At 64.9% G+C, this 23,712-nt stretch carries 10 protein-coding genes; 5 read left to right on the forward strand and 5 right to left on the reverse strand.

The window, feature by feature from the left end:
- Positions 1-220 precede the first annotated feature (220 nt).
- The gene (gene pvdP, locus M5G17_RS12970; protein WP_273893314.1) at positions 221-1,843 is read right to left on the reverse strand and encodes a pyoverdine maturation tyrosinase PvdP; all 1,623 of its coding nucleotides are present in this window, start codon (positions 1,841-1,843) and stop codon (positions 221-223) included.
- A gap of 145 nt (positions 1,844-1,988) precedes the next feature.
- Between pvdP and M5G17_RS12975 the strand changes: the two genes are divergently transcribed.
- Entirely contained in the window at positions 1,989-2,960 is a 972-nt protein-coding gene (locus M5G17_RS12975; RefSeq protein ID WP_273893315.1) for a siderophore-interacting protein, read from the forward strand.
- A gap of 51 nt (positions 2,961-3,011) precedes the next feature.
- Here M5G17_RS12975 and M5G17_RS12980 read toward each other — a convergent pair whose 3' ends face one another.
- From M5G17_RS12980 to M5G17_RS12990, 3 genes are all read right to left on the reverse strand, one after another.
- Positions 3,012-4,421 carry an aspartate aminotransferase family protein gene (locus M5G17_RS12980; RefSeq protein WP_273893316.1) on the reverse strand — a complete coding sequence of 470 codons (1,410 nt, stop codon included), beginning with the start codon at positions 4,419-4,421 and terminating at the stop codon, positions 3,012-3,014.
- Positions 4,422-4,584: 163 nt separating this feature from the next.
- Entirely contained in the window at positions 4,585-5,907 is a 1,323-nt protein-coding gene (locus tag M5G17_RS12985; protein WP_273893317.1) for an ATP-binding protein, read from the reverse strand.
- Positions 5,904-6,587 carry a response regulator gene (locus M5G17_RS12990; protein ID WP_273893318.1) on the reverse strand — a complete coding sequence of 228 codons (684 nt, stop codon included), beginning with the start codon at positions 6,585-6,587 and terminating at the stop codon, positions 5,904-5,906. Before M5G17_RS12990 ends, M5G17_RS12985 begins: the two co-directional genes overlap by 4 nt.
- 175 nt (positions 6,588-6,762) lie before the next feature.
- Here M5G17_RS12990 and dsbD point away from each other — a divergent pair, with 175 nt between their 5' ends.
- From dsbD to M5G17_RS13010, 4 genes are all read left to right on the forward strand, one after another.
- A complete protein-coding gene (dsbD, locus tag M5G17_RS12995; RefSeq protein WP_273893319.1) occupies positions 6,763-8,466 on the forward strand; it encodes a protein-disulfide reductase DsbD in 1,704 nt (567 codons plus the stop codon).
- Entirely contained in the window at positions 8,466-9,323 is an 858-nt protein-coding gene (locus M5G17_RS13000) for a TlpA disulfide reductase family protein (RefSeq protein WP_273893320.1), read from the forward strand. The genes dsbD and M5G17_RS13000 overlap by 1 nt, the downstream gene beginning before the upstream one ends.
- On the forward strand, positions 9,308-10,072 hold the full coding sequence (gene dsbG / locus M5G17_RS13005) for a thiol:disulfide interchange protein DsbG (protein ID WP_273893321.1): 765 nt from the start codon (positions 9,308-9,310) through the stop codon (positions 10,070-10,072). Before M5G17_RS13000 ends, dsbG begins: the two co-directional genes overlap by 16 nt.
- 75 nt (positions 10,073-10,147) lie before the next feature.
- Positions 10,148-10,666, forward strand: a complete 519-nt coding sequence (locus M5G17_RS13010; protein WP_273893322.1) for a YkgB family protein — start codon at positions 10,148-10,150, stop codon at positions 10,664-10,666.
- Here M5G17_RS13010 and M5G17_RS13015 read toward each other — a convergent pair.
- Positions 10,632-23,594, reverse strand: a complete 12,963-nt coding sequence (locus M5G17_RS13015) for a non-ribosomal peptide synthetase (protein ID WP_273893323.1) — start codon at positions 23,592-23,594, stop codon at positions 10,632-10,634. The genes M5G17_RS13010 and M5G17_RS13015 overlap by 35 nt on opposite strands.
- Positions 23,595-23,712 lie beyond the last annotated feature (118 nt).

Consider the following 23,712-nt stretch of genomic DNA (forward strand, 5'->3'; position numbering starts at 1 on the left):
CGAGCGCCGCCCGCGCGGCGCATCGCCGGCAAGCCGGCTCCCACAGTTGTTGCAACGTGCCATGGCCTGTGAGAACGGCGTTGTCAGCCTTGGTGCATGGCGGGAGTGCTTGTCGAGGCCACAAACCGGCGGTCTACACGCAATCGCGAGATGTGTAGATACCTATGCCCATCGCGGGGCAAGTCGGGTCGCCGCATCGCCGCTCCTACAAGGGTAACAATCAGGACGTAATCCCGCGCAACGACAGATGCCGCGCATACCACGGCCGCTGCGGCACCCGCCGCAGCAGGTCAGCGATCTTGTCGTCCTCGCCGAAGGTGATGCGCAGGGCCAGTTTCATGGTCTCCACATCCATCTCCACCGACTTGCCAGGGAACATCCCCGGCGTGGTGCTGCAACCGTGCGTGACCGCCCCCAGCCACGGGTCATCGACCTCGACCCAGCGCCCCGGAGCGAACCACGGCACGCCATTGACCTCAAGGCGCCGTACCTGCCCCGGGTGGTAGCGCTCATGAGCCCGGTACCAGTCGTCGATGCGATCATCGATCCAGCCATGAAAACCCCAGAACACTGGGCTCACATGGGATGAGAACGGATCGCCGAGAAAGTCGTTCTGCACCTCGTACCAGCGCCCGGCAAAGTCGGCCGGATCACGGGCAAAGGGCACTGGCGCGCCGTTGACCGGATCACGCGGCACCGAGGCCCAGCACATGTGCAACCAGTCGTGCAGGTTCATTTCCAGCTCCGAGCCGAACGCACCGAGGGTCAGCTTCGACAGGTACAGCGGGTCCTGGTATTGCGACTCCCAGACCTGGAAGTTGCTACAAAAGGTCTCGCCTGCCTTGATCGCCGACACCCACTGGCCATAAGCCTCATCACCCGGTGCTCGCCAACCGGGCGGCACGCAGTAACCGTCGTGATTGTCGTGGTAGCGAGCAAAGCCCTGGCGATCGTGCTCAACGCTCGGTTGCGGCAAAGGAAAGTGCGGCCATGATGGCAAGGGCTGCATCGAGCGGGCTGTGCCGAGCATGTGCCGGTGCATGAACAGAAAGTCCACGCCAGAGCCGTTGCGATGCTTGCGCGGCCCACGGGCATCGCGTTCCTTGTCCCGCGGCCCCGGCTGCCAGCCCAGACCACGCAAGGCACCGTGCTTCTCTGGTGACAGCTTGTGCCATTTGTCACGGGTCGCATGCCAGAGCTGATGGAACAATCGGTGTTCGGCGCTGATCAGCCAGGCCTGCAACTGCGGGGTGTAGGGCAGCCGCTCACGGGCCTCGGGGAACAGGCGCTTGAGCGCCACAAAGCGGCTGTCGACCAGTGGCAAGGCCATGGAGCGATCCAGCGGCTGCAAGCGACCACTGAGCGTGCCACTGCCGGCGTTGGCAAAACTGCCCCAGACTTCGTCCAGGCTGGCCGTGCATTCATAGCCGGGGCCGCCCTGAGTGTCCAGCAGCCGCCAGCGCACCGTGGCGCTGGAGGCGCCCACCAGGTCGCCCAGCACCCGATAGGCTGCCGGGCCGTCACCACGCAAGACGCTTTCACGATCGACGTAACCACGCAGGCCACGGCCCTTGGTGGCAACGTCCAGGTACATCACCACGCCTTCCTTGGGCAAACCGGCCAGGCCTGCGTCGGCACCGCTAAAGCGCAGTTCCCAGACCCCGCGCAACTGATCCGCCAAATGCTGGCCGGCCGTATCGGCCAGCTCGACGCTGGCCTCGCCAGGGGTAACGATGTCGTCCTCGGGATCATGGGTCAGTTGCTTGTGCGCGTAATAGGCTGCCGGCACGGTCGCGCCCGCCACTGCCAGGCCTGCTATGAATCCTCTTCGCGAAATCGTCATCGTCCTACCCGTATCAGCCATGAAGCAGGCTTTATCCAAGCTAGGACGTATCGGCGAGGGGGAAATTTAACCCGCGCGGCCCAGGGCTAATTCAGCAGCCCGCGCCTTCGTTTCCAAGGTATCCCCCTTGTCAGAGGTACCGCCCATGTCCGCCTCCACTTCCCTGACCAACGCCTTGGGCAATGGTCTGCGCAAGCTGGTCGGCAAACCCGCCAAAGCCAGCGCCTACCGCATGTTCGATGTGCAGCTCAAAGCCATCGTGCCGCTGAGCCCGTCCCTCACACGGTTCGTGTTCGGCGGCGAGGATGTCGCGCAGATGCACACCCTGGCCGCCGACCAGCGCATCAAGATGTTCTTCCCCTCGGCAGATGGCCAGCCACCGCAGTTGCCCAAGCATGGCGCCTGGCAGGATGCCCGCCGGGCCTTGAGCGCCGAGCAGAGCCCGCCCATGCGCACCTATACCATTCGCCAACTGCGCCGCGAGGCGCGGGAGGTCGATGTCGAATTCGTCCTGCACGGCGTCAATGGCCCGGCCTCGGCCTGGGCGACCCAGGCCAGGGTTGGCGATCGCCTGCAGATGGTCGCGCCGAACCTGGCCTACGACGGCGATCCAGGCGGCTACGAATGGCGCCCACCCAAAAACTTGCGCAACCTGCTGCTGATCGGCGACGAGACCGCCCTGCCCGCCATCGCCGGGATCCTCGAGCAACTGGCCAGGGACCTGCCGGAGGTCCCGGTACAGGCCTTCATCGAGGTCCCTGGCGAAGCCGATTGCCTTGAACTTACCTGCAGCCCGGCAACCCGACTCAACTGGTTGCCGCGCGATGTGCTGCATTGCACCCACGGCGAGGCGATGATCCATGCCATCCGCGAGCTGGCACAGCTGCCGCCAACAACGGCCGGCGTGGGTCATAACGTCAAACTGGAAGAGGTCGACATCGACCGGCAGATTCTCTGGGAGCTGGCCAAACCCTGCAACGGCGAGTTCTATGCCTGGATTGCCGGCGAGTCGGCAGCGGTGATGAACATCCGCCGCTACCTGATCAGCGAACGCGGGCTGGACCGTAGTGCTTTGACCTTGATGGGGTACTGGCGCGCAGGGCGAACCTTCGACTGAGCCGCAGAAAAGCCCGACGCAACGCGCCGGGCCTGGGCCTGCCTTGAACCTTTACAGACTGGCAACCGCCGCCCGCACCGCCCGGGCAAAGCGTGCAGCGACTTCGTCAATCTGCTCGGCCGTGATGATCAGCGGCGGCAAAAAGCGCACCACCGCTCCCTGGCGACCACCCAGTTCGAGAATCAGGCCGCGCTTGAGGCATTCGCGCTGCACCAGCGGCGCCAGGCGCGGGCAAGCTGCGGGGTGGCCCTGGGCATCCACCGCACTTACCGGATCGACCAGTTCGACCCCCAGCATCAGGCCCCGGCCACGGATATCACCCAACTGCGCGAACTCCTGCTGCAAGCGGCGCAAATGCCCGGCAAGCCGTTCACCCATGGCCTGGGCATGGGCGCACAGGTCATGTTCCTTGAGGTAATTGATGACGGCCGAACCCGCCGCCATGGCCATCTGATTGCCACGGAAGGTCCCGGCGTGGGCGCCCGGCTGCCAGGTGTCGAGCCACTGCCGATACACCACCACCGCCAGCGGCAGGCTGCCGCCGATGGCCTTGGACAGCACCACTACGTCTGGGGTGATGCCGGCGTGTTCAAAGGCGAACATCTTGCCGGTGCGGGCAAAGCCACTCTGGATCTCGTCGACGATCAACGCCACCCCGGCCTTTTCGGTGATGCGCCGCAGGCCGCGCAGCCATTCAATGTCGGCCGGGATCACGCCGCCCTCGCCCTGGACCACTTCAACGATCACCGCCGCCGGCAACTGCACGCCGCTTTCCGGGTCGCTGAGCAGATTCTCCAGGTAGTGCAGGTTGACCTTCACCCCCGCTGCGCCGCCGAGCCCGAACGGGCAGCGGTAGTCATACGGGTAAGGCAGGAACTGCACGCCATTGGCGAGCAATGCGGCCAGAGGCTTTTTCGGCCCCAGGCTGCCCATCAGGCTCAGGGCCCCCTGGGACATGCCGTGGTAGCCACCCTGAAACGACAGCACGGTGTTGCGGCCGGTAGCCGTGCGTACCAGTTTCAACGCGGCCTCCACCGCATCGGTACCGGTCGGCCCGCAGAACTGGATCTTCGCTTCGCTGCGCAATGCATCCGGCAGCAGGCTGAACAGGTCCTGGACGAACTGGTCCTTGACCGGTGTGGTCAGGTCCAATGTGTGCAGCGGCAGCTCATCGGCCAGTACCTGCTGGATCGCCTCGATCACCACCGGATGGTTGTGCCCCAGGGCCAAGGTGCCGGCACCGGCCAGGCAATCGATAAACTGACGCCCTTCAACGTCCTCGACATAAATGCCACGCGCGCGCTTGAGCGCCAGCGGGATACGCCGCGGGTAGCTGCGGGCATTGGACTCCTGCTGTTTCTGCCGCGCCAGCAGCGGCGACTCATCGAACTGGTACAGTGTTTCAGCTGCATCGGCTGACGACACCGGCAGGGCCTGGGCAAGGCTGATAGCGACTGACATCTGGGGAAACCCTCGCAAGCAAGCGGATGTGCCCGTCACGCGCCTGTCACCAGATGTGTGCGGGTTGTTATCGCTTGAAAAACGCTTCAGCGCCCCGCGGATTTAGCCACCACCCCTGCTCTGCCGAGGTTTTTTTCAACAGCCCGGCGCACGCGGGCCGTCATCAGGGGGTTGCCCGCAGCGGTATGTGCAAGAGCACCCGCAAGCCATCGCTGCGGCTGTCGAAGCGCAAGCTGCCGGCGCAACGCTGGACAATCGCCTGGACGATCGCCAGGCCCAGCCCGCAACCGCCGCTCTGGCTGTTGCGCCAGAAGCGTTCGGTCAGGTGTTCCAGGTCCTGCTCGGCAATGCCGGGGCCGTGATCGCGGACCATGAACGCGACCCGGCCCTGCTCCATCTGTACCGCCAGCTCCACCGGCGCCGTGCCACGAGTATGACGCAGGGCGTTGTCGAGCAAGTTGCGCAAGGCCGTCACCGCCAGTGGCGTCGGCATGCCCAGGTAAACCTGGGCCGCACCCGGCGCCAGGTGCAGATCGATACGCCGGGCGTTGTCGATACCGGTGTCCTGGATCGCCTGGCGAGCGATCTGTTCAGCGCTGCACTGCAGGCCGTCCTCGAACGACAACCGGCCCTCCACCCGCGCCAGCAGCAACAGCTGCTCAAGGGTCCGGTGCAGGCGGTCAGCGCCCTGTTCGGCGTGCTCGAGGGCCTGCTCGCGCACCTCGCCATCGGTCATGCGCGCCACCTGCAAGTGGGTCTTGATGGCGGTCAGCGGACTGCGCAGTTCATGGGCGGCGTCATCGGTGAGACGGCGCTCTCGCTCGAGGGTCTGGCCGATCCGCAGGAACAGCTGGTTCTGGGTGTCCAGCAAGGGTTGCAGTTCACTGGGCAGGCCGCGCACCTGCAGCGGCTCGAGGGCGTCGGGGCTGCGCCTGCGCAAGGCATCGCGCATGCGGTTCAGCGGCTCCAGGCCCTTGCCGACCCCCAGCCAGAGCAGGCCGAGGCTGCCGAGCAGGGCCATCAGTACCGGCGCCGAGGCCGCCAGCAGGATTGAGCGGTTCAGGGCTTCGCGCTCCTGATGACGGTCGGCGGTAGTGATGCGTACATCGCCATGGGCATAGGTGAAACTGCGCCAGCGGGCACCGTCGATGGTCTGGTCGTGAAAACCGCTGCGCTGATCGTCGAGGGTCTGTTCATTGTTATGACTGCGGGCGAGAATTTCGCCACGCAGCGAGCTGACCTGGCAGGCCATGCCGTCCACGCTCAGCTGGTCAGCGCTCAGGCGTGTGCCCTCGCCTTTGCTCGACAATGGCTGCGGCAACTGGTCGACCAGGCCGGCCACCATGCGCGCCGACGCCACCAGGCGCTGGTCGAGGGAGAACATCATCTGCATGCGCAAATCACGCAGCATCCACGCCGCTGCCAGCACCCAGATGACGATGAAGGCGGTGCCCAGGATCAGGGTCAGGCGCAAACGCAAGGTCATGCTCGCGGCTCCGGCGGCACCTGCGCAGGCCCCAGGCGATAACCCAGGCCGCGCACCGTTTCGACGATACCGTTGCCCAGTTTGCGGCGCAGGTGATGGATATGCACATTCAGCGCATTGCTCTCGACCTCGTCGCCGAAGCCGTAGACGCTGTCCTTGAGCTGCTCGCTGGAGAGCACCCGGCCACGGTTGTGCAGCAGTGCCTGCAGCAGCGCCTGTTCACGCCGCGACAGGTCGACCGGCTGGCCAGCCAGGCAGGTTTCGCGGCTGCTGGGGTCATAACTCAGCAGGCCATGCTCGATGACATTGACCGCCCGCCCAGCGGCGCGGCGCAGCAAGGTATGCAGGCGCGCCGCCAGCTCGCGCAGGTCGAAGGGCTTGAGCAGGTAGTCGTCGCCTCCCGCCTGCAGGCCGTCGACCCGGTCGGTGACGGCATCGCGCGCGGTGAGGATCAGCACCGGCAAGGTCTGGCCTTGCTGGCGCAAGCGCTGCAACAGCTTGAGGCCGTCCTCGTCGGGCAGGCCCAGGTCGAGCACCATGACATCGAAACTTGCAGCCTGCAGCAAGGCCTGGGCCGCGCCAGCGCTGGCCACCCGATCGACAGTCATGCCCTGGGCGGTCAAGCCGGCGCTGATGCCGCTGGCGATCAGGTCATCATCCTCGCAGAGCAGTACGTGCATGGTCGGGTCTCAATCATGAAAGGCGTTATTCAAGCCCAGGCGGATTAACCCAAGATTATGCCGCGCCAGGCCGCAGCCGTCGCGGCCTTGGCGACAGCCGTTGGCCGATTGGTTAACTTTCGGTTAATCGGGCTGGGCCAAGCTTTGCCCTTCATCGCATTGCCAAGGCTTCGACATGCGCGTTTTTCTGTTTGCCCTGATGTTCCTGCTAAGCGGCCTGAGCCAGGCCAACCCCTTTGCCCAGAGCGATTTCCTGCCGGTAAACAAGGCCTTCGTGTTCAGTAGCGAACGCCTCGACTCCGGGCAGATGCGCCTGCACTGGCAGATTACCGATGGCTACTACCTGTACCAGAAGCGCCTGAAGTTCGATGGCCTGATGCCCGAGCAGCACCCCCAGTTGCCCGCCGCCCTGCCGCACAGTGACGAGTATTTTGGTGAAACCCAGGTGTACCGCGGCGAGCTGGAGCTGATCCTGCCGGCCAGTGCCAGCGGTGAACTGCGCATGGGCTGGCAGGGCTGCGCCGATGCCGGGTTGTGCTATCCACCACAAACCAGCCCGGTCAGCCTGGGCGGCAATGCCGTCGATACCCAAGCCAGCGACCAGGCCCTGGCCGGCGGCTTGCAGCAGTCCAACCTGGCCTGGAGCCTGCTGGCGTTCCTCGGCCTGGGCCTGCTGCTGGCGTTCACCCCTTGCTCGCTGCCCATGCTGCCGATTCTCGCAGGGCTGGTGCTGGGCAGTGGTGCCAGCACCCGCCGTGGCTGGCTGCTGGCCAGCGTGTATGTTCTGAGCATGGCCCTGGTGTATGCCGCCCTGGGAGTGGTCGCGGCGCTGCTGGGCGCAAGTTTCCAGGCCTGGCTGCAGCAACCCTGGCTGCTGGGCACCCTGGCCGGCCTGTTCGTGCTGCTGGCCCTGCCGATGTTCGGCGCCTTCGAACTGCAACTGCCGGCATGGCTGCGTGACCGCCTGGAGCGCGCCGGCCACGGCACCCGCGGCGGCAACCTGTATGGTGCGGCGCTGCTCGGCGCCTTGTCGGGCCTGCTGATGGGTCCGTGCATGACCGCACCGCTGGCCGGTGCACTGTTGTATATCGCCCAGAGCGGCAATGCCGTGCACGGCGGCCTGGTGCTGTTCACCCTGGGCCTGGGCATGGGCTTGCCGCTGCTGTTGCTGGTGACCCTGGGCAATCGCTACCTGCCGCGCCCGGGTGCCTGGATGAACCGGGTCAAGGGCCTGTTCGGTTTCGTGTTCCTGGCCATGGCGCTCTATACCTTGCGCGCCGTGCTCGCGCCTTCGCTGTGGCTGGGGCTTGCCGGTGCCTGGCTGATTGCCCTGGCCTGGGCCGCGTGGCCAGCCTTGCAGGCACTGCGTCCGTTGCGGGCGCTGTCACTGTTGGTGGGTTTGTGGGGCAGCCTGTTGATCGTCGGCGCAGCCGCTGGCGGCGATGACCCGTGGCAACCACTGCAACCGTTCATCGCCGGCAGTGGCGCGGCCCCGCTTGCCGCACACCGCGACGCCTTCACCACTGTCAGCCAGCCGGCTGACCTGCAGCGTGAGCTGGAGGCGGCCAAGGCCCAGGGCCAATGGGTAATGCTCGACTACTATGCCGACTGGTGCGTGTCGTGCAAGGTCATGGAAAAACAGGTCTTCGCCCGCGCCGATGTACTGGCAGCACTGGACGGCGTACGTTTGTTGCGCCTGGATGTCACCGCCGAAGGCGCCGCCAGCCGTGAACTGCTGCAGCGTTACCAGGTACCAGGGCCGCCCAGCCTGATTTGGATCGGCCCGGAAGGCAACGAGCGCCGGGGCCAGCGCATCACCGGCGAAATCAATGCCACGAACTTCCTCCAACACTGGACCGCCACACGGAGCCAAGGCTGATGCTGACTGTCTCGCTCGGACCGCTGACCATGGCCCTCAGCCATCTGCTGCTGATCTGCGCCCTGACCCTGGCCAGCCTGGTCGGCTGGCGGGTGGCCAAGCGCGGCGGCGACAACCCGGAGTCGGTGTTGTTCGGCCTGTTTTTGCTTGGCCTGCTCAGCGCCCGCCTGGGCTTTGTCATCAGTTATTGGTCGATGTACCGCGAAGACCTGGTGCAGATCATCGACCTGCGCGATGGCGGTTTCCTGTTGTGGCCAGCACTGCTGGCGGTTGCCCTCGGCGCCCTCGCCCAGGGTTATCGGCGCCCGGCCATGCGCCGGCCACTGGCCTGGGGGCTGGTGAGCGGCGGGCTGTTCTGGTTGCTCGGCAGCCTCGCCAGCCACCTGTATGACCAGGGCACGCAACTGCCCGAAATGAGCCTGCGCAAGGCCAACGGCCAGGCCGTGCAACTTGGCGAGTATCGTGGCAAGCCACTGGTGATCAACCTCTGGGCGACCTGGTGCCCACCGTGCCGACGGGAGATGCCAGTGTTGCAACAAGCCCAGAGCGACTACCCGGACATCACCTTTTTGTTCGTCAACCAGGGCGAGGCGCCACAAACCGTGGTGACCTTTCTTGCCACCACCGGTCTGAACCTGTCCCACGTGCTGTTCGACAGCGGTGGCCAGCTGGCGCAAAAGGTCGGCTCCATGGCCCTGCCCACCACCCTGTTCTACAACACCGAAGGCCGCCTGGTCGGCAGCCACCTGGGCGAGCTGTCGCGGGCCAGCCTCAGCCACGCCCTGCAATCCTTCGAGCGCCCACCCGCGCCTTCCGCCCCCTCTCCCACAAGGAACGTTGCATGCGATCTGTGCTGAAACTGCCACTCACCCTGGCCTTGGGCCTGCTCACCAGTCAGATGGTGGTGGCTCAAGAGCTGCCCAAGGCGATCCAGCAGATGGAAGCCAAAGGCGCGAAAATCAAAGGCAGCTTCGACGCGCCCGATGGCCTGCGTGGCTACGCTGCCGAGTACCAGAACCGTGGCCTGGCACTGTACCTGACGGCCGATGGCAAGCATGTGCTGGTGGGCAGCTTGTTTGACGAACAGGGCAAGGACCTGAGCCAGGCGCCGCTGGAAAAGCTGGTGTATGCGCCGATGGCCAAGGAAGTCTGGGCGAAGATGGAAAAAACCGCCTGGATTGCCGACGGCAAGGCCGATGCACCGAGAATTGTCTACCTGTTCAGCGACCCCAATTGCCCGTACTGCAATATGTTCTGGCAGCAGGCGCGGCCTTGGGTCGAGTCGGGCAAGGTGCAATTGCGCCATATCATGGTCGGTATCATTCGTGAAGACAGCCCCGGCAAGTCCGCCGCGTTGCTGGCCAGCAACGACCCGGCCAAGGCCCTGGCGCAACATGAGAAAGCCGGCAAGGCCAGCACCCTCAAGGCCTTGGACAAAATTCCCGAAGCGGTGCAAGCCAAGCTCGACGCCAACCTTGCGATCATGGAAGAACTCGGCCTGTCAGCGACACCGGCAATCTTCTACCTGGACGAACAGCTGCAACTGCAAACCCAACAGGGTGCCCCACGACCGGAGCTGCTGGGCAAGATCCTCGGCAAGCGTTAAGCACCGACCGATGTAACAACAGGGCGGTCACGGCGTCTGGAGGATACCTGCCTCATCCACCTACAGGACTTCGCCATGACCCGCCCTGCCTACCTTGACCGTTTCATCCATTCCTCCCTGGACATCCAGCTGCTGCGCTGGAGCCTGATCCTGATCTTCTTCGGCTTTGGCTATGCCAAATGGTTCGACTACGAAGCCCAGGCATTGATCCCGCTGATCGATAACAGCCCGATCCTTTCCTGGCTGCATCTGGCCTTTGGCGTCCATGGCGCCAGCTATGCGCTGGGCGTGGCGGAATGGGCGATTGGTGCAGCCTTGCTGGCCGGTATCTGGCAACCCAGGATAGCGGTGATCGGCGCGCTCGGTTCAACCCTCACCTACCTGACCACCCTGACCCTGATCGTCACCACCCCAGGCGGCTGGGAGAATAGTGCCGGGGGCTTTCCGGCCATGGGCGGGGCGACGTCCTTTCTGATCAAGGACGCCGTACTGCTGGCCGCCTCCATCGCCTTGCTCAAGCACGATCTGCTGCGTACCCACCCCGCCCCGGCCGACAGCCCTACAGCGCTTCCAGCTCAGCCATCAGGTCACTGAGCCGGTCGACCTTGTCGTCGCTCAACTCACTGGCCTTCAGGCCCTCGACATAGGTTGCCAACGCCTCGACCGTGCTGCACTCGAACATGGCCCGTAGCGGCACGTTCAGTTGCAGCACCTTCTGCACCCGCGAAGCAATCTGGGTCGCCAACAGCGAGTGCCCGCCCAACTCGAAGAAGTTGTCGCGCACCCCGACCCGTTCGGCCTTGAGTACCTCGGCCCAGATACCGGCCAGGGTCGTTTCCAGTTCGTTACGTGGCGCAAGGTACGCCTGGCTGTGCTGGGCACCAATATCGATGGCCGGCAAGGCCTTGCGGTCGAGCTTGCCATTGGCGTTAAGCGGCAGTTGCGCAAGCCAGGCCCAGTGCAACGGCACCATGTACTCCGGCAACTCAGCACGCAAGCGCTGCTTGACCTGCTCCAGCAACAAGCTGGTATCGACGCCTGCGTTGCTGGCCACCAGGTAGCCGACCAGGTGCTTGCCATTGACCCCTTCCTGCACCCCGACGGCGGCATGACGAATCTCGCTTTGCTCGTGCAGGCGCGCTTCGATTTCGCCCAACTCGATGCGGTAGCCGCGAATCTTCACTTGATGGTCGATACGCCCGACATATTCCAGCACCCCGTCGGCACGTCGGCGCGCAAGGTCGCCAGTACGGTACAGACGCTCACCTGGCGCCCCGAATGGATGCGGGATAAAAGCTTGCGCAGTGCGCAGCGGGTCGCCGACATAGCCACGGCCAACGCCGGTACCGGCCACACACAGCTCGCCCACGGCGCCCAGCGGCACCAGTTCCTGGTCATCACCGATCAGGTACAGGCGGTTGTTGTCGGTCGGCGTGCCGATCGGCAGGTAGCTGCCACGGGTCGAGGCGGCATCGACGCGGAAGAACGCCACGTCATCGGAGCACTCGGCCGGGCCGTAGGCATTGACCAGGCCGATCTGCGGATAGCGTTGCAGCCACTGCCAGGCCAGCTCCGGCGGCATCGCCTCACCGGTCGGCAGCATCCAGCGCAAGCCATCGAGCGGTTGCTGTTCGTTGGCAAGCATGCCCTGAATCAGTGACGGCACGCTTTCCAGCACGGTGATGCCGGTCGCCTGCACATGATCCAGCAACCCCTGGGGGTCGTGGGCAATAGCGTTCGGCACAATCGCCACCTGGGCACCGAACAGCGGCGCGGCGAGGAACTGCCAGACCGAAATGTCGAAGCTTTGCGAGGCGGTCTGGGCAATCACATCCTGCTCATCCAGTTGCAGGTACGGCACCTTGCTCAACTGGTTGTTGAGCATGCCACGCTGCTCGACCATCACCCCCTTGGGCAAACCGGTGGAGCCTGAGGTGTAGATCACGTACGCAAGGTTTTCCGGCCCGCTGTAGATACCGGGGTTGGCGTCCGGCCCGGCGGCGGCCTGGATCGTCTCCCAGACCAACAGCTTCGGCCGCCCGCCACACGGCAACTCGTCGAGCAAGGCCCGCCCCTGCTCGGCACAGGCCTGGCTGCACACCAGCACCGGGGTGCGACTCAGTTCGACGATACGTTGTAGACGGGTGAGCGGCAGCCCCGGATCCAGCGGCAGGTAACCGGCGCCGGCCTTGAAGCTGCCGATGATCATGCCCAGCAGCGGCAGATCGCGTTCGGCCAGCAATGCCACCGGCTCATCGACCGCCACCCCGGCAGCAACCAGCACATGCCCCAGGCGGTTGGCCTGGCGGTTGAGCTCGGCGTAACTCAGTGATTGCTCAAGGCAGCGCGCGGCAACGCGCTGTGGATGCGCTACGACGCGTGCTTCGAACAACTCAACGTAACTCTGCTCCAGGCTGTAGGCCTGCTCACTGCGGTTGCAGTCCTCCAGCAGGAAACGTCGCTCCGTTTCACCGAGCAATGGCAGTTCACTGACCTCGCCGTGGAAGCCTTCGGCCAAGGCCAGCAGCAGGCGTTTGAACTCGGCCAGCAAGCGCTCGACCGTGGCGGTGTCGAAATAGCGCTGGTCGAAGGACAGGTGCAAGCCCAGGTCGTCGCCCGGATAACAGACGGCGGTCAACGGGAAATTGGTATGGGTACGCCCGGAGTCGGAGCTGGCGTTCAGGCTCTGGGCACGGTCGAGGACGGCGACTTCCACCGGCGCGTTTTCGAACACGAACAGGCTGTCGAACAGCGGCTGGCCTTTGGGCAGCTCGCTGCATTCCTGAATGCCCACAAGGGGCAGGTATTCGTACTCGCGCAACTCCATGTTGCGTTCCAGCAAGCCTTGCAACCACTGGCGCACGCTGCAGCGCTCGCCCGCTGTGGGCAGCTTCACCCGCAAGGCAATGCTGTTGATGAACAGCCCGACCGTGCGTTGCATCTGCGGCATGCTCACTGGCCGCCCGGCCACGGTGACGCCGAAGACCACGTCGCGATCACCGCTGTAGCGACTGAGCACCAGGGCCCAGGCCGCTTGCGCAAAGGTGTTGATGGTCAGTTGATGGGCCTGGGCCAGTTCCCGCAGACGGGCGCCATCGACGGCATCGAGGCGGGTGTAGCAGTCGCCGACGACCATCCCGGCGTTCTCCACCGCGTGGTCACGCAGCAAGGGCCGGTCGGTAGGTACCGCTGTGCTGCGCTCAAAGCCTTCGAGGTTGCTGCGCCACCACTGGCGCGCGGCATCCAGGTCCTGATGCTGCAGCCAGCTGATGTAGTCGCGGTAGCGTGGCGGCACCGGCAATTGCGCTTGGCGGTCCTCGCCCATGGCCAGGTAGATCTCGAAGAAATCATTCATCAGCAGCGAACGGCACCAGGCATCGATGAGGATGTGGTGGTTGCTCATCATGAACCAGTAGCGGTCCTCGCCCACTCGCACCAGGCGCAGGTGGAACGGTGGCTGTTGGAGCAGATCGAAACCGGCCTCGCGCTCCTGCTTATGCAGGGCTTGCAGGCGCGCTTCCTGATCAGTGTCAGGCATATCCGACCAGTCCTGATAGTCGACCGGCGTCGAGCCAGGCTTGTGAATGATCTGCAGCATGGCCTCGCCGGCGCTCCAGCTGAACGAGGCGCGCAAGGCTTCATGACGGCCGACCACGGCCTGCCAGGCGGCGGCGAAACGCTGCGGGTCGAGTGCGCTGTTGATCCGGTAGCGGTCCTGCATGTAGTAGATGCCGGTACCAGGTTCCAGCAGGGTATGCAGCAGCAGGCCCTCCTGCATCGGCGTCAGCGGATAGACGTCGTCGATCTGGGCCGCAGCGACCGGCAAGGTATCAATCTGCTCCTGGCTCAGTTGCGCCAGCGGGAAGTCCGAAGGCGTGAAGCTGCCGGCATCCGGGCTCAGGCAATGCTCGATCAGGCTGATCAGTTCACGTCGATAGGCCTCGACCAGCGCCTCGAGAGTCTGTTGGTCATAGCGCTCGCGACTGAAGGTCCAGCGCAATTGCAGTTCACCGCCATACACCTGGCCATCGACGCTCAGCCAGTTGGGCAACGGTGCCTCCAGGTCATGGGCTAGCCCGGCGCTTTCGTCCACCGGCTGGTACAGCGCATCGGCCTGGAACTGCTGGTCGAACTGGCCCAGGTAGTTGAAGGTGATACGCGCCTGGGGCAGCGCGGCCATGGCCTCGCGCACCGGCGCATCGGCCAGATAACGCAACACACCGTAGCCCAGCCCCTTGTGCGGCACCGTGCGCAATTGCTCCTTGATAGCCTTGATCGCAGCGCCCTGCCCCGTGGCCAGCTCAAGGTTCAGCGGGCTCAGGCTCAGCGGGTAGGCACTGGTGAACCAACCAACGCTGCGCGTCAGGTCCATGTCCTCGAACAGGTTCTCGCGGCCGTGGCCTTCCAGTTGCACCAGCACCGAGCTGTCGCCGCTCCAGCGGCACAAGACCCGGGCCAGGGCGGTCAGCAGCAGGTCGTTGACCTGGGTGTGATAGACCCCGGGCGCCTCCTGCAGCAGTTGCCGGGTACGGGTCGCGTCCAGGCGCACACTGAGGGTCTGCGCCTGCTGGTGCAGGTTCGCCCCTTGTGGATGATCGCACGGCAGTTCGCGGCTGGCGCTGCTCAGTTGCGTCTGCCACCAGGTTTGCTCGTCACGCAAGGAGTCACTGCCGGCATAGGCCACCAGGCGCGCCGCCCAGTCGCTCATCGCACGGGTCTTGGCCGCCAGTGATTGGCCGCGATATAGCGCTTGCAGGTCTTCGAGCAACACCCGCCAGGAAACGCCGTCGACCACCAGGTGATGGATCGCCAGCAGCAGGCGCTGTTGACCCTCGCTGTCTTCAACCAGCAAGGCGCGCAACAATGGCCCCTGGGCCAGGTCGAGGCTGCGCTGTACATCGTTGTACAACGCCTGGCAGTCGCCCAGCTCGGCAACCGAGGCCTGCCAGAGCAGTTCACGGTGCTCGCCTTGAGCGTATTCGCCCAGCCACTGGCCAGCCATCTGATCAAAGCGCAGGCGTAAGGCATCGTGATGCTGCTGCAAGTGCTGCAGCGCCTGCTCCAGAGTCTTGCCATCCAGGCGCTCGACCGGCGCCAGCAACACCGCCTGGTTCCAGTGTTGGGGTTGCGTCACGTCGCTGTCGAAGAACCAGTGCTGGATCGGCGTCAATGCCGCACGGCCGGTCAACGGCCCCTGATCGACCTGGACAGTTTCACTGCAGCTGACCACTGTCGCCAGGGTCTGGATGGTCTGGTGCTGAAACAGGTCGCGCGGGGTGAAATGCAGCCCGGCCTGACGTCCGCGGCTGACCACCTGGATCGACAGGATCGAGTCGCCGCCCAGTTCGAAGAAGTTGTCCTGCAGGCCAACCTGCTGCACGTTCAGCACTTCGCGCCAGATCGTCGCCAGTTGCTGTTCCGGCTCGCTTTGCGGCGCTTCATAGTGCTGGCGGCCCTGCTCCAGGTCCGGCGCCGGCAAGGCGTGGCGGTCAAGCTTGCCATTGCCGGTCAGCGGCATGTTCGCCAGCAGCACCAGGTGGGCAGGCACCATGTAGTCCGGCAGGTGCAAGCGCAGTTGCGCCTTCAGCGCATCGCGCAGGGCCGCCTGTTCGGCGGCATCGGCCAGCACCTGATCGCAGAGCAGATAGCCAGCCAGTTGCTTGCCACCGGGCATGTCCAGGGCCAGCACCACGGCCTCGCGCACTGCCGGGTGTTCGAGCAGACGGGTTTCGATTTCGCCCAACTCGATGCGGAAGCCGCGAATCTTCACTTGATGATCGATACGCCCGACATACTCCACCAGACCATCGGCTCGCTGGCGCACCAGGTCACCGGTGCGGTACAGGCGCCCGCCCTGGTTGCTGAACGGGTCGGCGACAAAGCGCTCGGCGCTCAAGCCCGGACGCTCGTGGTAACCCTGGGCCAGCCCCGCGCCGCCGACATACAACTCGCCTGTACCGCCTTGCGGCAACAGGGCCAGGTTGGCATCGAGAATGTACGCCACACGGGCACCGACCACGCTGCCGATCGGCACGCTGCCAGCGCCGGCTTCAAGCTGCTCCGGGGCCAGGCATGCCAGGGGCATGACCACGGTTTCAGTCGGCCCATAGGCATTGAAGAACTGCTGCGGCGTGAACGCCTGGCGAATGCGCTGCAGGTGCTCACCGGTCAGTGCCTCGCCACCGGTGATCACCAAGCGCACCGGCAACTGCTCGTTGCGGCTGGCCAGCCACTGGGCCAACTGGCTGCCGTAGCTTGGGGTAAAGCCGAGAATCGACACCCGCTGCTCGCGGATCAGTGTGCAAATTTCTTCTGCGCCCCACTGCCCCTGCCCACGCAGAACGACGCGCGCACCGCAGAGCAACGGCACCAGCAACCGCTCGGTGGCCGCGTCGAAGTTGATCGAATAGAAGTGCAGCTCGCAATCGTCACTGCGCATACCGAAGCGCTCGATCACCGCCTGGCAGTGCATGGCGATTTCGCCATGGCTGACCACCACGCCCTTGGGCTTGCCAGTGGAGCCGGAGGTGTAGATCAGGTAGGCCTGATGGCCGGGCAAGGTCAGCGATGGCAAGGCTTGGCTACTGTACGCCACGAGCGCATCGCGGTCCTCTTCCAGGCACCAGCGACCGACCTTGGCGGGCAACTCACCGAGGGTTTCGAACAAGGCCCGCTGGCCCAGCAACAGCGCGATGCCGCTGTCCTCGATCATGTAGTGCAGGCGTTCCAGGGGGTATTCCGGGTCTAGCGGCACATAGGCGCCACCGGCCTTGAGGATCGCCAGCAGGCCGACCACCATCTCCAGCGAGCGCTCTAGGGCCAGGCCGACGCGTACCTGCGGACCAACGCCGCGCTCACGCAGCACCCGGGCCAACCGATTAGCGCGGGCATCGAGCTGGGCATAACTCAGGTGCTGGCCGGCGAAGGTCAGGGCCAGGGCATCGGGCTGGCGCACCGCTTGTTCGCTGAACAGCTGGTGAATATTGTTCTCCAGCATCAAGGTACTGTCGCCCTTGAGCGAATCACACAGCGCCTTTTGCTCGACAGCCGCCAGCAATGGCAATTCACCCAAGCATTGCTCGGGATCGCCCAGCACGGCCAGCAACAGGTTCTGCCAGTGCGCGGCCATTTGCGCGATGCGCGGCGCGTCGAACAGGTCACGGCTGTAGGTCAGGCAGCAACCCAGGCGACGGTCGAGGTCGGTGACTTCCAGGTTGAGGTCGAACTTGGTCGCACGGGCATCGTTGACCAGGTACTCCACCTGCATCCCAGCCAGGCTGCGGCTCTGCTGAAACTCCCAGCGCTGGACGTTGCACATCACCTGGAACAGCGGGTTGTAGGCGCTGCTGCGCGGCGGCTGCAGGGCCTCGACCAGATGATCGAAAGGCAGGTCCTGATGGGACTGGCCATCGATCACGGTCTGGCGCACCTGCTCGAGCAATTCGCCGACACTCATTTGGCCATCAAGTTGGCAACGCAGCACCTGGGTATTGAGGAAGGCACCGATCAGGCCTTCGCTTTCCGGGCGAATGCGGTTGGCCACCGGTGCACCGATGCGCAGGTCGGTCTGGCCGCTGTAGCGGTAGAGCAGCGCGGCCAGGGTTGCGGTCATGGTCATGAACAGGGTCAGACCGCGTTCGGCGTTGAAGGCACGTACTCGCGCGGCCAGTTCCGGACTCAGGTCGAAACGATAGAGCTCACCACGATGACTCTGCACCGCCGGACGTGGACGGTCGGTGGGCAGCTCGAGCAGCGGATGTTCAGTACCCAGCTTGGCTTTCCAGTAGTCCAACTGACGTTGACGTTCACCGTTCTCCAGCCACTGCCGTTGCCATACGCTGTAGTCCAGGTACTGCACCGGCAAGGCTTGCAGCGGCGATTCGCGCTCGTCGACAAAGGCCTCGTAGAGCTCGCCCAGCTCGCGGGCGAAGATATCCATGGCCCAGCCTTCGGTGACAATGTGATGGAGGGTCAGGACGAAGTAGTGTTCACGCTCGCCGGCCTTGACCAGGCAGGCGCGCAACAGCGGCCCGCGCTCAAGGTCGAAGGGTTGATGCGCCTGCTCGTCGGCGAAGGCTTGCAACTGTTGCTCGCGGGCCTGCGCGGTGACGCTGGAGAGGTCCAGCCAACTCATGCGCAATTGGCTGTCTTCGGCCACGCACTGGTACGGCACGCCATCGATGCTCGGGAAGGTGGTGCGCAGGGTTTCGTGTCGCACGATCAACGCTTGCAGCGCCTGCTCGAAGCGGCTGACATCCAGCACCCCGCGCAGCCGCGCCATACCGCCAACGTTATAGGCCGGGCTGTCCGGCTCCATCTGCCAGAGGAACCACATGCGCTGCTGAGAGTAGGACAGCGGCACCGCCTGGCGCCGGTCGATGCGCAAGATTTCACCTTGCAGGTTGTGAGCGCCACTGTGCTGGATCGCTTCGACCGCAGCAGCGAAAGCACCCAACTCACTGGCCTCGAACAAGGTACGCAAGGGCAACTCGACGTTGCATGCCTGGCGGGTGCGGGAAATGATCTGAGTGGCCAGCAGCGAGTGGCCACCAAGGGCAAAGAAATCGTCCTGCAGGCCGACCCGCTGGCTGCCCAGTACCTCGCGCCAGATCGCGGCAATCTGCTGTTGCAGGGCAGTACCCGGTTCCAGGTGCTCACGTGATTGCCACTGCGGCTCGGGCAAGGCCTTGCGTTCAATCTTGCCGCTCGGGCCCAGCGGCATCTGCGCCAGGTGGATCAACTGCGCCGGCACCATATAGGCGGGCAGAAGCGCAGACAGTGCCGCCAGTAACGGGGCATCAGCCTGGACACCGCTGTAGTAGCCGAGCAACTGCGGGCCGGCGACGGTGTCGCGTACCATCACCAGGGCCTGTTCGACGCCCGTTTGCGCCAGCAGGCAGGCCTCGACTTCTTCCGGCTCGAGCCGAAAGCCGCGCAGCTTGACTTGCTGATCGAGGCGGCCGAGGTACTCCAGCGCCCCCAGGTCAGCCAACCAGCGCGCCCGGTCGCCACTACGGTACAGACGCTGGCCGTCGCCATCGGGCTGCGGCACGAAACGTTCGGCCGTCAGCCCCGCGCGCCCCAGGTAACCCCGGGCCAGGCCGTTTCCGCCCAAGTACAGCTCGCCGGGTACGCCGGGTGGAGTCAGTTCAAGCTCATCATCGAGCACCCGGCACAGCACATTGGCCAATGGCCGGCCGATAGGTGAGCGCGCACCATCGGCATCGCTGCACTGCCAGTGGGTGACGTTGATGGCGGTTTCGGTCGGGCCGTAACGGTTGTGCAGGGCCACCTGCGGCAATACCTGCAGTACCCGATCACGCAGGGCCGCCGACAGTGCTTCACCACCGCTGAACAACCGGCGCAGGCTGCTGCACTGGGCGGCCAACGGTTCCTGGACAAACACCTGGAGCAAGGCCGGGACAAAGTGCAGCGTGGTCACGCCATGTTCGCGGACCAACTCGGCGATGCGTTGCGGGTCGCGGTGCTCGCCGGGGCCGGCCAGTACCAGTTGGCAACCGTTGAGCAACGGCCAGAAGCACTCCCACACCGATACGTCGAAACTGATCGGCGCCTTTTGCATCAGCACGTCGCGCTCGTCCAGGGCATAGCTGTCCTGCATCCACTGCAGGCGTTCAGCCAGTGCCGCGTGGGTGTTGCCGACGCCTTTGGGCTGGCCGGTGGAGCCTGAGGTGTAAATCACATAAGCCAGGTTGTCGCCGTGCAGGTGCAGGCCCGGCGGCTGGCTTGGCCAGCTGTCGAGCTTGAGACGATCCATGGCGATGGCACTCACTTGCGCCGGTAGGCTCAAGCGTTCCAGTACATCGCTATGGCTGAGCAGCAGGCTGGCGCCACTGTCGGCGAGCATGAAGGCCAGGCGCTCGGACGGGTAATCGACATCCAGCGGTACATAGGCACCACCGGCCTTGAGAATCGCCAGCAGGCCGATCAGCAGTTGCGGCGAACGCTCGGCGGCGATGGCTACGCACACATCCGGGCCGACGCCCTTGTCGCGCAGGTAATGGGCCAGGCAGTTGGCCTGCTGGTGCAGGCTGGCGTAGTCGAGGCTGCCACCCTGCCACACCAGGGCGGTGCGCTCCGGGGTCAGTCGCGCTTGTGCATTGAGCTGTTCGACGATCCACTGCCGAGCCTGCGGTGCCGGGGCCTGGCCCCAGTTGCGCAGTTGCGCCAGGCCATCATCATCGAGCAGTTGTACCGCACCGATGGCCAGCTCGGGTCGGGCACTGAGCTGTTCGAGCAAACCGACCAGCTGGGCGCTGAGCCGCTGCACGGTCGCCTCCTCGAAGAGCGCCACGGCGTAGTCGAACGACAGTGTCACCCGCCCCTGATGGTCCTCTTCGCTGTGCAACTGCAAATCGAACTTGGCTTCGCGACTGTGCCACGGCAGCTCTTCGGCGAGCAGGCCTGGCAGTCGGCGCAGGGCACTGAGGTCGCGCTGCTGGTGGTTGAACATGACCTGGAACAGGCCCTGATCGCGGGCCTCGGGAAAGGCTTCGAGCAGTTGCTCGAACGGCAGGTCCTGATGAGCCTGGGCTTCGAGCGTGGCCTGACGTACCTGAGCCAGCAACTGGGTGAACGGCAAACGCCCGTCCAACTGCGCAGACAACACCTGGGTATTGATGAAAAAGCCGACCAGGCCCTGGGTTTCCAGGCGCGCGCGGTTGGCATTGGGCACGCCGACGCGGATTTCGGCCTGCCCGCTGTAGCGGTGCAACAGGCTCTGGAAGCTGGCCAGCAATACCATGAACAGCGTCGCCTCATGGGCCCGGGCGACACTGCGCAAGGCTTCGGCCAAGCTCGGCTGCAGGCGCACGCTAAAACGCGCAGCGGCGTTGCTGGTTCGCGATGAGCGCGGGTGGTCGGTGGCAAGGTCGAGCACCCCTGCCTGCTTGCCCAGTCGGTCCTTCCAGTACAACAGTTGCCGGGCCGCCTCGCCCTCGGCCAGCCATTGGCGCTGCCAGTTGCCGTAGTCGGCGTATTCCAGGTTCAGAGCCGGCAAGCTGGCCGGCTGGCCCTGGCAGTGACCGGCGTACAGGCGCGAGAACTCGTCGATGAGAATGTTCATCGACCAGCCGTCGGCGACGATGTGGTGCATCGTCACCCACAGCTGATGGTCGTCGCTGTCCAGTCGCACCAGAGTCACCCGCAGCATCGGCCCCTGTTGCAGGTCGAAGGGCTGCATGGCTTCGGCTTCGCGCTGCGCCAGCACTTCTTGCGCACTGGCAGCGGACAGATCCAGGCGTTGCAAGGTAAAGCCCAGGCTCGGCAGGATGTGCTGCAGCGCCTGGCCATCCTTCTCGGCGAACAACGTGCGCAGGGATTCGTGACGCTCGACCAGCGCCTGGAAGCTGGCCTGCAATGCCGCCTCATCCAGTTCGCCACGCAGGCGCAGGGCGCCGGGAATGTTGTACGCCGCGCTGTACGGCTCCAGTTGCCAGGTCAGCCACAGGCGGTTTTGCGCCAACGATTGCGGCAAGGCCTGCGCGCGGTCGAGGCGGCTGATTGCGCCACGGGTGACACCGCCCTCGCCCTGCAACGCCGCCACTGCCGCACTGAATGCGGCTAGGGCAGGTGACTCGAACAGCACCCGTACACCCAGCTCAAGGCCCAGCTCATCACTCAGGCGTGCGCAGACCTGAGTCGCGGCGATAGAGTTGCCACCGAGCAGGAAGAAGTGCTCGTCACCGGCAATCTGCTCAAGACCCAGCACGTCGCACCACAGGCGGGCAATCCGGGCCTGCATGGCGCTCGTCGACACATTGTGATCGGGCACGGCCACGACATGCTGATCGGGGAAGCGGGCGTAGCAATCGAGGGTGCCGTCGTCCATGCGCAAGCGACAGGCCGAGCGTTGCAGCTTGCCGCTGGAAGTCTTCGGCAAGGCGCCGGGGTTGAGCAACAAGACCACGGCCGGCGCCTGCTGGCAGGCATCGGCGATGACCTGGCGCAGGGTCTTGATCAGGTTCGCCGGCGTGATGATCTTCTGCACGTTACGGCTGACCTCAACGGCAACGCCGATGCCCTCCTCGCCCCGGTCATCGACGGCGAACACCGCCACCCGGCCTTTACGCAGAACCTCGACTTCACGCTCCAGGGTCTTTTCCAGGTCCTGCGGATAGAGGTTGTGCCCGCGCACGATCAACAGGTCCTTGAGGCGACCGGTGACGAACAGTTCGCCCTCGCGCAAAAAGCCCAGGTCACCGGTACGCAACCAGGTCCGTCCGCCCTGCTCTACAAAGGTGGCGGCTGTGGCTTGCGGGTTGCGCCAGTAGCCTTTGGCGATGCTCGGGCCGCTGGCCCAGATCTCACCGACCTGGTTATCGGCCAGCAACGTCAGGTGCTGCGGCTCGACAATCTGCAGCGCATGCCCGGGCTGGCTGCGTCCGCAACTCATCTGCACCGTGCCCTTGCCGGCTTCGGCGTTATTGTGCGCCAGGGCCAGGGTATCCAGCTCCAGCACGCCGATCCCTTGGCCGCGGGTGCTGCCGCTGACGAACAGCGTGGCTTCGGCCAGGCCGTAACTGGCGAAGAAACTCTGCGGCACAAAACCACACGCCGCGAACTTGTCAGCGAAGGCCTGCAGGCTGTCCTGGCGAATCGGCTCGGAGCCGGAATAGGCCACCCGCCATTTGCTCAGGTCGAGGCTTGCCAGTGCCGCGGCGCTGACCCGTTCGCTGCACAAGCGGTAGGCGAAGTCCGGCCCGCCGCTGATGGTGCCGCCATGATCGCTGATCGCCTGCAACCAGCGCTGCGGCCGGGCGAGGAAATAAGCGGGCGCCATCAGCACGCAGGGCACGCCGCTGAAGATGGGTTGCAGCAACCCGCCGATCAGGCCCATGTCGTGATACAGCGGCAACCAGCTGACGATTACATCGTCCGGATTCACATCGATGCCAAAGCCACGGCGAATCAGCACTTCGTTGGCAACCAGGTTGCCATGACTGACCTGTACGCCTTTGGGCAAGGCGGTGGAGCCGGAGGTGTACTGCAAAAAGGCAATGTCATCGGCCTGCACATTCGGCATCTGCCAACTGTCGGCACGCTCGGCGGCCAGGCCATCGACCGCCAGCAGTTGCGGGGCGCCGGGTTCGCCCAGCACTTCGAGGGCCTGCAGGCTGTCGTGCAGGGCGCTGGTGGTCAGCAGCAGACGCGGCTCGGCATCGTCGATGATCGACAGCAGCCGTTCCTGGTGATGACGGCGCGAAGACTCTGGCGGGTACGCCGGCACAGCGATGATCCCGGCATACAGACAGCCGAAAAACGCTGCGACGTAATCCGGGCCGCTGGGGAACAACAGGATCGCGCGATCGCCCACCTCGGTGCACGCCTGCAAGGCGCCAGCAATGCTCCGTGCCCGCTGGTCGAGGTCACGATAGCAAAGCACGGCTTCGTCACACGGGTCCTCGGCCAGAAAGCGCAAGGCTACCCGATCCGGGGTTTTGGCGGCACGTTGAGCCAGTGCCTGGACCAGCGTAACCGGGAGTTCGAAGGCGTCCGTCATGGGGTTCCTGCCAGAGTCTGTACTTGAAATCAGGTCTCGGTTGGCGTGCAGGGAGGGCATGCGGGCGGCCAATTGCGCCTTGCCAGAGCCGAGGATGTACAGAGAGGAACGGATGGCC

The sequence above is a fragment of the Pseudomonas rubra genome, assembly GCF_028656935.1.
Lineage (GTDB): Bacteria > Pseudomonadota > Gammaproteobacteria > Pseudomonadales > Pseudomonadaceae > Aquipseudomonas > Aquipseudomonas rubra.